This is a genomic window from Peterkaempfera bronchialis (assembly GCF_003258605.2).
Taxonomy (GTDB): Bacteria; Actinomycetota; Actinomycetes; order Streptomycetales; family Streptomycetaceae; genus Peterkaempfera; species Peterkaempfera bronchialis.
The window spans coordinates 359,634-371,246 of the sequence record NZ_CP031264.1; the positions used below are offsets into that span (position 1 = coordinate 359,634).

Here is an 11,613-nt window from a genome sequence, read left to right on the forward strand (position 1 = left end):
GCCAGCGTCGTCAGCCTCGTCACCCGTGGATGCGGGTCTGCTGCCCCTCACTGCGGAGGTCCGCCCCGAGGGGCTGGCCGTCGGCGGCGTGCTGCTCGCCGATCTCGCGCGGTGCCACGGCACACCGCTCTTCGTCTATGACGAGGAGCAGTTGCGGCAGCGCTGCCGGGAGGCGGTCGCGGCCTTCGGGCCGGGCAATGTCGCCTATGCCTCCAAAGCCTTCCTGTGCACGGCCATGGCGCGGCTGGCCCATGAGGAGGGGCTGCTGCTCGATGTCGCCTCCGGCGGTGAGCTGCGGGCGGCCCTGGGCGCCGGCGTACCGGCCGACCGGATCGTGCTGCACGGCAGCAACAAGGACGAGGCCGAGCTGCGCACGGCGATGTCCGCCGGGGTGCGCCATGTGGTGGTGGACAGCTTCGACGAGCTGGACCGGATCGAGCGGCTGCACGCCGAGGAGCGGCTGCCCGTGGTCCGGGTCCAGCTGCGGGTGGCGCCCGGTGTCGCCGCCGGCGCCCATGAGGCGATCCGGACCGGCGGCAGTGACTCGAAGTTCGGCTTCGGCCTCGCGGGCGGGACCGCCGAGCGGGCTGCCCGCCGGGCCGCCGACTCCCCGGCGATGCTGCTGGAGGGCGTCCATGCGCATGTGGGCTCCCAGGTGCTGGACGCCCGGGAGCTCGCCGCCGGGGCCGCCGCCGTCGCACGGTTCGCGGCCGGGGTACCGGGGCGCCGGCTCACCGTCGGCGGCGGGTTGGGGGTCGCGTACGAGGCGGGGCAGAGCGTGCCGTCGTTCGCCGACTGGGCCGCGCGGGTGCATGCCGCGGTGCGCGGCGCCGGCTGGGACGGCCAGGTCGGCGTGGAGCCGGGCCGTTCGATCGCCGCCCGGGCGGGGCTCACCCTCTACCGGGTGGGCACGATCAAGCGGATCGAGGGCGTACGGACCTATGTCAGCGTGGACGGCGGGATGAGCGACAACCTCCGCCCCGCCCTGTACGGCAGCCGCTACGAGGCGTTTCTGCCGCGCAGCCCCCGCGCGGACCGGCCGCTGCGGGCGCGGCTGGTCGGCAAGCACTGCGAGAGCGGCGATGTGATCATCGACGAGGCGGCGCTCCCCGCCGACCTGCGGGTGTCGGACCTGCTGGCCACGCCGGTCACCGGTGCGTACGGCTATGCGATGGCGTCCAACTACAACAAGCTGCCGCGCCCCGCCGTGGTCTTCGTCCGGGACGGCGCGGCCCGCGTCGTGGTCCGGCGGGAGACCGAGGAGGACCTGCTGCGGCTGGACGCCGACGGCCCGGCCGGGCCCGCCGGTCCGGGGGTGCTGCCCGGAGCGCGGCGGTCCGGTGGCGGGGACCTGGTGGCTGCCCGGCCCCTGGGCACGGCCTAGCCTGGCCCGATGCTGAACAGCGCCCGCCTGCTCGTCCTGCTGGAGATCGCCCGCCGGGGCACCATCGTGGCTGCGGCCCAGGCCCTGCATCTGAGCCCGTCCGCGATCTCGCACCAGCTCGCCCGGCTGGAGCAGGAGTTGGGCGTGCCGCTGGTGGAGCGGGCGCCGCAGAGCCTGCGGCTGACGGCGGCGGGTGTACGGCTGGCCGAGCATGCGCAGGCCATCGCGGATCTGATGGCCGTCGCCCAGGACGATCTGCGGGCGCACTCCGAGGGCGAGTCGGGGGTGCTGCGCCTCGGCTTCTTCGCCTCCTCCGGTCTGGACCTGCTGCCCCGGGCGCTGGCGTCCTTCGCTGCGCAGCGGCCGCAGGTGGAGCTGGAGCTGATCCTGGGCCAGCCGCATGAGCTGGTGCCCGATCTGGAGGCGGGTCGGCTGGACGCGGCGGTCGTCTTCGAGCATCCGCTGGACCCCTGGTGCCGCCAGGCGGCCGTGGAGGTGCGGATGTTCTTTGACGAGCCGCAGCTGGTGGTGGTGCCGCTGCGGCATCGGCTGGGGCGGCGCAGTGTGGTCCGGCTGGCCGAGCTGGAGGGCGAGAGCTGGATCGGCACCCATGGCGGCAGCACCGGCGAACCGGTGCTGGAGCGCGCGTGCGCGGCCGAGGGGTTCCGGCCCCGGGTGCGGTGCCGCAGCGACCACTACCAGGTCACCATCAATCTGGCCCGGGCGGGCATGGGCGTGGCGCTGGTCCCGGCGCTGGGTCTCGGCGACACGGCGGGCGTACATGTCTGCCGTCTGGACCACCCCCAGCTGCACCGGCGTATCGGTGTGGCCACCCGTGCGACCAACCGCAACCCGGTGCTGCAAGCCTTCCTCAGCGAGTTGCGGTCGGCCGCCGGGGAGATCCGGTCGCTGCTGGGGATGCAGTGGTCCTGACCGCCGCGTCCACCCGCCCCGAAGGCCCCGCGCGCCGGCGTCACCCGGGGGCGGGGCGGTGGGCGCAGGCGGCGAGGGTCCGGCCGACGTCCCTGATGGCGTGCACCGCCGCCCGCTCCGTGCTCGGCCCCAGGGCGACGTCCCAGTGCGCCACCACGGCATAGGCCACCCGGCGGGCCCCGATGATGACGCCGGCGTCGGCGCGGACCCCGGTGTCGGTACCGGTCTTGTTGGCCACCAGCAGCCCGCCGGGGAGCGGGTCGGGGAAGCACGGGGCGTATGGGTCGTGCCCGATCAGGGCGGGTACCAGGCCGTGGTCGGTGTTGGACCGCATCCACTCCAGCAGCCGTCCGGAGGCCGCCGGGGAGGCCATGGTGCCGCGTACCGTGAGCGCCACCAGCCGGGCCAGGTCCCGTGCGGTGCCGGTGGCGAAGACCGGTGGCACGTCCGGGCCGCGCACATCCCGGACGCTGTCGTGCAGGGTGAGGTGGTCGAGCCCGAGCTGCCGTGCCAGCCGGGCGGTGGCCGGGCGGCCGACCAGCCGCAGCAGCGCGTTGGTGGCGGTGTTGTCGCTGACCGAGGCGGTGAGCCAGGCCAGGTCCTCCACCGTCCAGCCGCGCCGCCCCAGCCGCCGCAGCAGGCCGGTGCCGCCCGCCACGTCCTGGTCGGGGATGTCGACGACCTGGTCCGCGCGCAGCTCGCCGCTGTCCAGCCGGCGGGACACCTCGGCGAGCAGCAGCAGCTTGGAGGCGCTGGCGACCGGGAGTACGGCGGTGTCGTCGACGCCCACCGTCCGGCCGCCGTCGACGTCGACGGCGGCCACGGCCAGGGTGAGCGGCAGTGCGGCGGAGCGCCGGGCGGCGGCGGCCACCTGGTCCAGGCTCATCGGACCCTCACCACCGCTCCGGCCCGTACGCCGGTCGGGCGGCCGTGGCGGACGGCGACCCGGCCCGCCACCACGACGGTGTCGACGCCCTCGGGGGCGCGCAGCGGGTGGTCGAAGGTCGCGGTGTCGCGGACCGCCGCCGGGTCGAGGACGACCAGGTCGGCGAGCGCGCCGTCCCGGATCACACCGCGCCCGGAGAGCCCGAACCGCCCGGCGGGCAGGCCGGTCATCTTGTGTACGGCGCGTTCCAGTGGCAGCAGCCGCTGGTCGCGGCCGTAGTGGCCGAGCACCCGGGCGAAGCTGCCGGCCCAGCGGGGGTGCGGTCGGCCGGGTTTGGGGACGCCGTCCGAGCCGATCATCGACAGCGGACTGGCCAGCACCCGGCGGACGTCGTCCTCGCGCATGGAGTGGCTGATGATGGTCACCTCGCCGCGCGCGGCCAGCAGCAGGTCGCAGACGTAGTCCACCGGGTCCAGCCCGCGCTCGGCGGCCAGGTCGGCGATGCGGCGCCCTTCGGCCTCGGGGTGCCCGGGGGCGGCGGCCACCGCGATGAGGTCCCAGCCTCCGTTGCCGATGGTGTTCTCCCAGCCGTTGACGCCGCCTGCGATGTCCGCCCGGATGCGGTCGCGCACCTCCGGCCGGGGCAGCCGCTCCAGCAGGGCGGCGACGCCGCCGTCGCTGGTCCACGGCGGGAGCATGGCGTGCAGCACGGTGCTGCCCGCAGTGTAGGGGTACACGTCGCAGAGCACGTCCACGCCGTCGGCGCGGGCCTGCTCCAGCCGGGGCAGGGTGCGCAGGGTGGCGCCCCAGGCGTGGCGGCCCGCCGTCTTGTGGTGGGAGACCTGGAGTGGGGCGCCGGAGCGTACCGCGATCTCCAGGGCCTCCTCCAGGGCGGTCTCCACCTGGGACATCTCGTCGCGCAGATGGGTCACATAGGGCTTGCCGTGGCGGGCGGCGACGCGGGCCAGCGCGACGATCTCGTCGGTGTCGGCGTAGGTGCCGGGCGGGTAGATCAGTCCGGTGGAGAGGCCGGCCGCGCCCTGGGCCAGGGCCCGGTCGAGCAGTGCGCACATGGCGGCCAGCTCCTCGGGCCGGGGCGGACGGGCGGCGAAGCCCATCACTCCGGCGCGGAGCGTGCCATGGCCGACCAGTGAGGCCAGGTGGGTGCGCCGCAGTTCCGGGCGCTGCCCGGCGGCGAAGGCGTCGAAGTCCTCGGCGGGCTGGACGGGTCCGGTGCCGAAGGTCACCCGCAGATGGGCGGCGAGGTCCGGCAGCCGCTCCGGCAGTGCGGGGAAGAGGCTGGTGCCGCAGTTGCCGCTGATCTCGGTGGTGACGCCCTGGAGCAGCGGCGCCAGCCGCAGTTGCTCGATCGCCTCGGCCGCCTCGGGGCCGCCGGGCGGTGCGCCGCCGTGGGGGGCGGCCAGGGCGTCGGAGTGGGTGTGTACATCGATGAAGCCGGGGGTGACGATCTGTCCGGTGGCGTCCACGGTCTCGGCGGCGGCGACCGCGCTGCCCGGCGGGAGTACGGTGATCCGTCCGTCGGCGACGGCGAGGTCGGCGGGCCTGCCGGGGGCGCCGGTGCCGTCCACCAGGGTGCCGCCGCGCAGCAGCAGTTCGACGGGGCTCCCCATCACAGCACCGTGGAGAGGAAGGCCCGCGTGCGGTCGTGCCGCGGGGCGGTGAAGACCTCGTCGGGGTGCCCGGCCTCGACGACGGCGCCCTGGTCCATGAAGAGGACGCGGTCGGCGACCTCCCGGGCGAAGCCCATCTCATGGGTGACCACGATCATCGTCATGCCGCTGCGGGCCAGGTCGCGCATCACGCCGAGGACCTCGCCGACGAGTTCGGGGTCGAGTGCGGAGGTGGGCTCGTCGAAGAGCATCAGCGTCGGCTGCATGGCCAGCGCCCGGGCGATGGCGACCCGCTGCTGCTGGCCGCCGGAGAGCCGGTCGGGGTAGTGGTCGGCCCGGTCGGCCAGTCCGACGCGGTCCAGCAGCTCGCGGGCCTGCCGCTCGGCCTGGGCGCGGCTGAGGCCCTTGACCGCGACCGGCCCCTCCATGACGTTCTGCACCGCGGTGCGGTGCGGGAAGAGGTGGAACCGCTGGAACACCATGCCGATCCGCTCGCGCTGCCGGCGGATGTCGCGTGGGCGCCGCTCGCGCAGCCGCTCCCCGGACGGGCCGTGCGGCTCGTAGCCGACCAGTTCGCCGTCGACCCGGATCCGCCCGGCGTCGATCCGCTCCAGGTGGTTGAAGCAGCGCAGCAGGGTGGACTTGCCGGATCCGGACGGTCCGATGATGCAGAGCACTTCACCGGCGCGGACCTCCAGGTCGATGCCGCGCAGCACTTCGGTGTCGCCGAACCGCTTGCGGACCCCGCGCGCCGCGAGGATCACGTCGTTCACTGTGCCGTCCCCTTGGTGAGGCGCCCGGGCAGGAGGTTGGCCAGCACCCTGCGCCGCAGCGGCGGGGCGGCGCCGGGGCTGAACCGGCGCTCGACGGCGTGCTGGGCGAGGCTGGCGATGGTGGTGAGCACCAGGTACCAGAGGGAGGCGACCACCAGCAGGGCGATCACCTCGAAGTTGGCCAGGTAGAGGTGCTGGGAGACGGTCATCAGGTCGGCGCCGGCGATGACCGAGACCAGCGAGGTGGTCTTGAGCATGGAGATGAACTGGTTGCCGAACGGCGGGATGATCACCCGCATCGCCTGCGGCAGCACGACCCTGGTCAGGATCTGCCGGTTGGACATGCCGATGGAGGCGCCGGCCTCCCGCTGGCCGGGGTCCACGCTCTGGATGCCGGCCCGGACGATCTCGGCCATATAGGCGCCCTCGTTGATGGAGAGGCCCAGCAGCGCCGCCACGAATCCGGTGATGACCTGGTTGGACTGCCAGCTGATCAGCTTGGGTCCGTCGAACGGCACGCCGATGCTGATCTCCGGGAAGAGCAGCGCCAGGTTGAACCAGAAGATCAGTTGGACCAGCAGCGGGGTGCCCCGGAAGAACCAGGTGTACGCCCCGGCCATCAGCCGCAGCACGGGGCTCTCGGAGAGCTGCATCACGGCGGCGACCACGCCGATGCCGATGCCGACGGCCTGCGAGATCAGGGTGAGCTGCACGGTCACCCAGAGGCCCTCCAGGACGACCCGGTCGAACTGGTAGCGGGCGATGACGTCCCAGTGCAGATTGGGGTTGACGACGATGGTGTAGCCGAGCCAGACCGCGAAGAAGGCGGCGGCGAGGACGGCGAGCCAGCGTCCGGGGCGGGGGCGCCGGGACACCTGGAGGGAGAGGTCTTCCGGCCGGGTCGCGCCGTCGGCGGCCGGTGCCGCTGCCTGATGGGGTCTCATATCCGTGTTCACCGCCGGGTTCACTGCCCGCCGTTGACGGTGGCCCGGGGCACGGCGCTGCCGCCGACCTTCCAGGTGTCCAGGATCCTGCGGTACTCGCCCTGGTCGATCAGGTCCTGGAGGGCCTTCTGCACGGAGTCGCGCAGACCGCTCTCGTTCTTCGCCACGGCGATGCCCCAGGGCGCGGTGCCGTACTGGGTCGGCAGCACCTCATACGCGCCCTTCTGCACAAACAGCTGGGCGACGGGGTAGTCGACGATGGTCGCGACGGCGCGTCCGCTGTCCAGCTGGAGCAGCCCGGTGGGGGCGTCCTCGCTCTGCGAGATCCTCATCCTGGTCGGGCACTTGGCGTTCTGCTGCTCGCCGATGTCCAGGTTGGAGCTGCCCTTGGCCAGCACCACGGGCTTGCCGCAGAGGTCCGCCAGGGACTTCAGCCCCTCCGGGTTGCCCTTCCTGGTCATGATGACGCCGCCGGTGCGGAAGTAGTCGACGAAGTCGACGGCCTGGCGGCGCTGCTCGCTGTCGGTCATGGAGGACATCACCAGGTCGAACCGGCCCGCCTGGAGGCCCGGGATCAGGCCGTCGAAGGCGGCGTTGGTGAGCTCCAGCCTGAGCCCGAGCCGCTGGGCGATGGCCTGGGCGAGGTCCGGGTCGACGCCGGTCAGCTCGGTGGTGCCGGACTTGTACATCTCCATCGGGGGGTAGCCGACCGCCGTGGCGACGCGCAGCACACCACCCTGCCGGTACTTCGCCGGGAGCAGGTCGGCGGCGGTCTGGGCGGCGCCGTTGGAGGCGGTGGCGCTGGCGCCGGCGGCGTTGGAGCCGGCGCTCTGGGGGCCGCCGGCGGCCGGGGCGCTGCCCTGGTCGGAGCGCCCGCAGGAGGTGGCCGTCAGGGCGACCAGTGCCAGGGCGGCCAGACAGCGCAGAGGACGGGGGCGGTTCATCGGTTTCTCCCTCACGCGGTGACGGTGCGCCGATGCTGGCAGCCGGGCCTCGGTGAACGGAAGATGATGAAGCTATTGACGCCTGAGCATCCATTTCTGTACGGCTCGTCCCCGGCGCTCCACACCCCCGGCTCCCGCCGCGCGGGCCCACCGCCGGGAGCGGACTGCGGGTGCGCGAGGGAAGGGGCAGCTGTGACAGGAGCGCGGATGGCGGTCGGACCGATCGGGCGGTGGCCCTCCCTGGCGGCTGCGGCCGCAGGGCTCTATCCGGCCGGCGGGCAGGAGCCGATCTCCTGCATCGGCCGCTCGGCGCAGCAGGACCCGCACCAGATGCGGCTGCCCTGCACCGGGTACACCGGCGGCACCAGCGGCAGCCCGTGGATCACCGAGATCGACCCCCGCACCCGCACCGGGTATGTCATCGGCGTCATCGGCGGCCACCAGCGGGGCGGCGACTCCCCGGACGTCTCGTACAGCGCGTACTTCGGCGCCGACGTCCGGACCCTCTACGAGCGGGCCGTCGCCCAGGGCGGCTGAGCCTGACCCATGAGGACCGGTCTCACCTGGGCGGGGCTCACCGGGGGAAGGCGCGCTTGGCCCGCCAGGTGGTGTGCTCCCGCGACACCGCGTCCTCGGCGTCGGCGGAGAGTTCGGACCAGCGCGTCTCGGCGTCGGGTCCGGTGAGGGTGAGGTCGGAGAGCCGCTGCCGGACCAGGTCGAGTTCCCTGGCGGCCAGCCGGTAGGTGGTGGCCAGCGGCCGGAGCTGGGTCAGCTGGGTCCAGGCGATGATCGCGGCGGCAGCGGCGGCGCAGGTGCCGAAGAGGTGTACGGAGAGCGCCCCGGTCGCCTGGGCGACCGCCGCCGCCCCGCCCACGATGATCAGCGCGGCCGTACCGAGCCCCCAGGAGACCGACTGGGACTCATAGGCGGCGGCCCGGTCGCGGTACCAGTTGCGCTGGCCCTCCACCCGGGACCGCAGATAGAGGCCGCGCCGGGCGGACAGCCCGGCCGCCCGCAGCCGGCGCATCTCCTCGGTGATCCCGGGCACCGCGTCCGGCGGCAGCACCACGGCGTCCTCGAAGGCCAGCAGGACCTCGCCCACCTGCCGCAGATACTCCTGGTCCGTCTCGGCCGACTCCGCCTCGCCCTCGAACGGCCGGGCCCGGACGGTGTACTTCCAGGCCAGGGCCTTCACCGACTCCGCCGCCGCCCGGGCCTCGTGCCAGCGCCGCTGCGGGTTGCCCTGCCGCAGCCGGTACCAGCAGTATCCCGCGACCACAAAGGCGGCGACCGAGAAGAGCGGGGCGATGTCGCTGTCGCCGCTGTGCGCGGGGCCGGGCACGGCGGCGATGACCGCCGCCACCACCAGCAGCACGATCTGCCCCCGGTACCAGCGCACGGTCAGCCGGCGGCCCTGCACGGAGGCCCGGTCGGCCGTCCAGAACGGCTCGGGCAGCAGTCGTGCCTCGTCGACTCCCGGCGGGTCCTGTCGCACCATCTGTTGAATCCCCCTCAGATGAGCCTCCCGGCAGTATGCCCGCGCTCGACTTCGTTACGCAGCCCCCTGGGCGGACATGCCGGGCGCGGCCCGGCGAAGGCGGAGATATGTACCGTTTTGACCGTATTTAGCGGGTCATAACAGTGGAAACAGATATTTTGCCGGGCGATTCGAGTTGCCGTCGCCTCATGCTGAGGTCTATAAGAGGAGCGTGGCATGTGCGGTCCCGAATATGGCGCGGACCGCCGCCGTGGAGGTTTCCATGCTTCTCACTCCGTCCGACACGGAGAAACTACTGCTCTGCGTGGCCGGAATGGTGGCGCGCGACCGGCGGGAGCGCGGAGTCCGCCTCAACTATCCCGAGGCGGTCGCCCTGCTCTCCTGCTGGGCGCTGGAGCGGGCCCGCGAAGGAGCCCGGGTCAGCGATCTGATGGCGCAGGGCAGGACCGTGCTGACCCGCGACGACGTGCTGGAAGGCGTCCCGGAGATGCTGCACGACGTCCAGGTCGAGGCGACGTTCCCCGACGGGCGCAAGCTGGTCACGATCACCGCCCCGATCCCGTGATCCCCGGGGAGGTGCGCACCGGGTCCGGAATTCTGACCCTCAATGGCACCCGCGCGGCGCGCGCACTCGTCGTGGAGAACAACGGGGACCGCCCTATTCAGGTGGGATCGCATCTGCATTTCGCCGACGCGAATCCCGCGCTGTCTTTCGACCGCGCGGCGGCCCGGGGATTCCGGCTGGACATCCCGTCCGGGACATCGCTGCGCTTCGAGCCCGGCGTGGGCATCGAGGTCCCGCTGGTGGAGCTCGGCGGGCGGCGGACCGTGCCCGGGATCGTGGTGCGCCCGGACCGGGGCGACGGGGACGGCGACGAGGACGGCAAGGAGGAGGCGTGACGTGGCGCAGCTGACACGGGAGGCATACGCGGCCCTGTACGGGCCCACCACCGGCGACCGGGTGCGGCTCGGCGACACCGACCTGTGGATCGAGGTCGAGGAGGACCGCTGCTTCGGCGGCGACGAGGCGGTGTTCGGCGGCGGCAAGTCGATCCGCGAGTCGATGGCGCAGGCCACCACACCCCGGGCGGCCGGCGCCCTCGACCTGGTCGTCACCAATGCGGTGGTGCTGGACCACTGGGGCGTCGTCAAGGCGGACGTCGGCGTGCGCGACGGGCGGATCGTGGCGCTCGGCCGCTCCGGCAACCCGGACATCAGCGACGGCGTCCACCCCGATCTGATCATCGGCCCAGGCACCGACGTGGTCTCCGGCGAGGGCCGCATCCTCACCGCCGGGACCGTCGACACCCATGTGCACCTGCTCGTCCCGCACACCCTCCATGAGGCGCTGGCCACCGGTACGACCACCGTGGTCGGCGGCGGTACCGGGCCCACCGAGGCGTCCAAGGCGACCACGGTGACGCCCGGCGCCCGCTCCCTGGCGATGATGCACCGGGCGCTGGACCGGCTGCCGCTCAATGTGCTGCTCTTCGGCAAGGGCAGCACCGTCGGCCAGGAGGCGCTGCGCGAGCAGGCGCTCGCCGGAGCCGGCGGCTACAAGGTGCACGAGGACTGGGGCGCCACCCCGGCCGCCATCGACGCCGCGCTGCGGGCCGCCGACCGCTACGGCCTCCAGGTGGCCCTGCACGCCGACAGCCTCAATGAGACCGGCTATGTCGAAGGCACCCTGGCGGCCATCGCCGGGCGCGGCATCCATGTCTTCCACACCGAGGGCGCGGGCGGCGGGCACGCCCCCGACATCATCACGGTCGCCTCGTACCCGCATGTGCTCCCCGCGTCCACCAACCCGACGCTGCCGCACACCGTCAACACCGTCGCCGAGCACCTCGACATGCTGATGGTCTGCCACCACCTCAACCCCCGCATCCCGGAGGACCTGGCCTTCGCCGAGTCGCGGATCCGCGCCACCACCATCGCCGCCGAGGATGTGCTGCACGACCTGGGCGCGCTCTCCATCACCTCCTCCGACGCCCACGCCATGGGCCGGATCGGCGAGGTGGTCTGCCGCACCTGGCAGGTCGCCCATGTGATGAAGGCCCGGTTCGGCGACCGGGACGGCGGCGGGCTGCCGGCCGACAACGCCCGGGCCCGCCGCTATGTCGCCAAGTACACGATCTGCCCCGCCGTGGCGCATGGCATCGACCACCTGGTGGGTTCGGTGGAACCCGGCAAGCTGGCCGACCTGGTGCTCTGGGACCCGGCGTTCTTCGGCATCCGGCCCGCCGCCGTCCTCAAGGGCGGCATGGTGGTGTACGCGCCGGTCGGCGACCCCAACGCGGCGATCCCCACCACCCAGCCGGTGCTGCTGCGCCCCTCCACGGCAGCCGCCGCCGCACCGCATCTGTCGGTCTCCTTTGTGGCGCCCGCGGCCCTGGAGGACGGCCTGGCCGACCGGCTCGGCCTGGTCCGCGACCTCGTCCCGGTCCGGCCCACCCGCGCCCTCGGCAAGGCCGACCTGCCGAACAACACGGCGCTGCCCGACATCGAGGTCGACCCCGAGACCTTTGCGATCCGCATCGACGGCGAGCTGGTCGAGCCGGCACCGGCCACCGAACTGCCGCTCGCCCAGCGGTACAACCTGTTCTGATGGCAGGCGGCT

At 73.4% G+C, this 11,613-nt stretch carries 12 protein-coding genes; 6 read left to right on the forward strand and 6 right to left on the reverse strand.

The features are described 5' to 3' along the window. Positions 1 to 25: 25 nt before the first annotated feature. Positions 26 to 1,384, forward strand: a complete 1,359-nt coding sequence (gene lysA, locus C7M71_RS01545; protein WP_229758466.1) for a diaminopimelate decarboxylase — start codon at positions 26 to 28, stop codon at positions 1,382 to 1,384. Between the two features lie 9 nt (positions 1,385 to 1,393). After that, positions 1,394 to 2,317: a LysR family transcriptional regulator gene (locus tag C7M71_RS01550; RefSeq protein WP_111492043.1), complete on the forward strand. Its 924-nt coding sequence runs from the start codon at positions 1,394 to 1,396 to the stop codon at positions 2,315 to 2,317. A gap of 40 nt (positions 2,318 to 2,357) precedes the next feature. Here C7M71_RS01550 and C7M71_RS01555 read toward each other — a convergent pair whose 3' ends face one another. From C7M71_RS01555 to C7M71_RS01575, 5 genes are read right to left on the reverse strand one after another with little or no spacing between them, the layout of a single operon-like run. After that, positions 2,358 to 3,203 carry a serine hydrolase gene (locus tag C7M71_RS01555; protein ID WP_111492042.1) on the reverse strand — a complete coding sequence of 282 codons (846 nt, stop codon included), beginning with the start codon at positions 3,201 to 3,203 and terminating at the stop codon, positions 2,358 to 2,360. Next, positions 3,200 to 4,834 (reverse strand): N-acyl-D-amino-acid deacylase family protein, encoded by a 1,635-nt coding sequence (locus C7M71_RS01560; RefSeq protein ID WP_111492041.1) that lies wholly within the window; start codon positions 4,832 to 4,834, stop codon positions 3,200 to 3,202. The genes C7M71_RS01555 and C7M71_RS01560 overlap by 4 nt, the downstream gene beginning before the upstream one ends. Then, positions 4,834 to 5,595 carry an amino acid ABC transporter ATP-binding protein gene (locus C7M71_RS01565; protein ID WP_162824510.1) on the reverse strand — a complete coding sequence of 254 codons (762 nt, stop codon included), beginning with the start codon at positions 5,593 to 5,595 and terminating at the stop codon, positions 4,834 to 4,836. Before C7M71_RS01565 ends, C7M71_RS01560 begins: the two co-directional genes overlap by 1 nt. Positions 5,596 to 5,603: 8 nt before the next feature. Continuing rightward, positions 5,604 to 6,551: an amino acid ABC transporter permease gene (locus C7M71_RS01570; protein WP_111492039.1), complete on the reverse strand. Its 948-nt coding sequence runs from the start codon at positions 6,549 to 6,551 to the stop codon at positions 5,604 to 5,606. Between the two features lie 20 nt (positions 6,552 to 6,571). Continuing rightward, complete coding sequence (locus tag C7M71_RS01575; protein ID WP_111492038.1) at positions 6,572 to 7,495, reverse strand: ABC transporter substrate-binding protein; 924 nt, start codon at positions 7,493 to 7,495, stop codon at positions 6,572 to 6,574. A gap of 207 nt (positions 7,496 to 7,702) precedes the next feature. Between C7M71_RS01575 and C7M71_RS01580 the strand changes: the two genes are divergently transcribed. Further along, entirely contained in the window at positions 7,703 to 8,032 is a 330-nt protein-coding gene (locus tag C7M71_RS01580) for a trypsin-like serine peptidase (protein ID WP_111492037.1), read from the forward strand. A gap of 37 nt (positions 8,033 to 8,069) precedes the next feature. Here C7M71_RS01580 and C7M71_RS01585 read toward each other — a convergent pair whose 3' ends face one another. After that, positions 8,070 to 8,993, reverse strand: coding sequence for a DUF4231 domain-containing protein (locus C7M71_RS01585; protein WP_111492036.1), 924 nt, complete (start codon positions 8,991 to 8,993; stop codon positions 8,070 to 8,072). A 262-nt stretch (positions 8,994 to 9,255) separates the two neighbouring features. Between C7M71_RS01585 and C7M71_RS01590 the strand changes: the two genes are divergently transcribed. The 3 genes from C7M71_RS01590 to C7M71_RS01600 are packed head-to-tail and all read left to right on the forward strand — an operon-like array spanning position 9,256 to position 11,601. Then, entirely contained in the window at positions 9,256 to 9,558 is a 303-nt protein-coding gene (locus C7M71_RS01590; protein ID WP_111492051.1) for an urease subunit gamma, read from the forward strand. Further along, positions 9,555 to 9,893 carry an urease subunit beta gene (ureB, locus tag C7M71_RS01595; protein WP_111492035.1) on the forward strand — a complete coding sequence of 113 codons (339 nt, stop codon included), beginning with the start codon at positions 9,555 to 9,557 and terminating at the stop codon, positions 9,891 to 9,893. The genes C7M71_RS01590 and ureB overlap by 4 nt, the downstream gene beginning before the upstream one ends. Position 9,894: 1 nt before the next feature. Further along, positions 9,895 to 11,601: an urease subunit alpha gene (locus C7M71_RS01600; RefSeq protein WP_111492034.1), complete on the forward strand. Its 1,707-nt coding sequence runs from the start codon at positions 9,895 to 9,897 to the stop codon at positions 11,599 to 11,601. Positions 11,602 to 11,613 lie beyond the last annotated feature (12 nt).

Excerpts from the sequence above, each read along its gene's own strand:
- C7M71_RS01550 (WP_111492043.1), top strand. The coding sequence starts at position 1,394 with ATGCTGAACAGCGCCCGCCTGCTCGTCCTGCTGGAGATCGCCCGCCGG.
- C7M71_RS01555 (WP_111492042.1), bottom strand. The coding sequence starts at position 3,203 with ATGAGCCTGGACCAGGTGGCCGCCGCCGCCCGGCGCTCCGCCGCACTG.
- C7M71_RS01560 (WP_111492041.1), bottom strand. The coding sequence starts at position 4,834 with ATGGGGAGCCCCGTCGAACTGCTGCTGCGCGGCGGCACCCTGGTGGAC.
- C7M71_RS01570 (WP_111492039.1), bottom strand. The coding sequence starts at position 6,551 with ATGAGACCCCATCAGGCAGCGGCACCGGCCGCCGACGGCGCGACCCGG.
- C7M71_RS01575 (WP_111492038.1), bottom strand. The coding sequence starts at position 7,495 with ATGAACCGCCCCCGTCCTCTGCGCTGTCTGGCCGCCCTGGCACTGGTC.
- C7M71_RS01580 (WP_111492037.1), top strand. The coding sequence starts at position 7,703 with ATGGCGGTCGGACCGATCGGGCGGTGGCCCTCCCTGGCGGCTGCGGCC.
- C7M71_RS01585 (WP_111492036.1), bottom strand. The coding sequence starts at position 8,993 with ATGGTGCGACAGGACCCGCCGGGAGTCGACGAGGCACGACTGCTGCCC.
- C7M71_RS01590 (WP_111492051.1), top strand. The coding sequence starts at position 9,256 with ATGCTTCTCACTCCGTCCGACACGGAGAAACTACTGCTCTGCGTGGCC.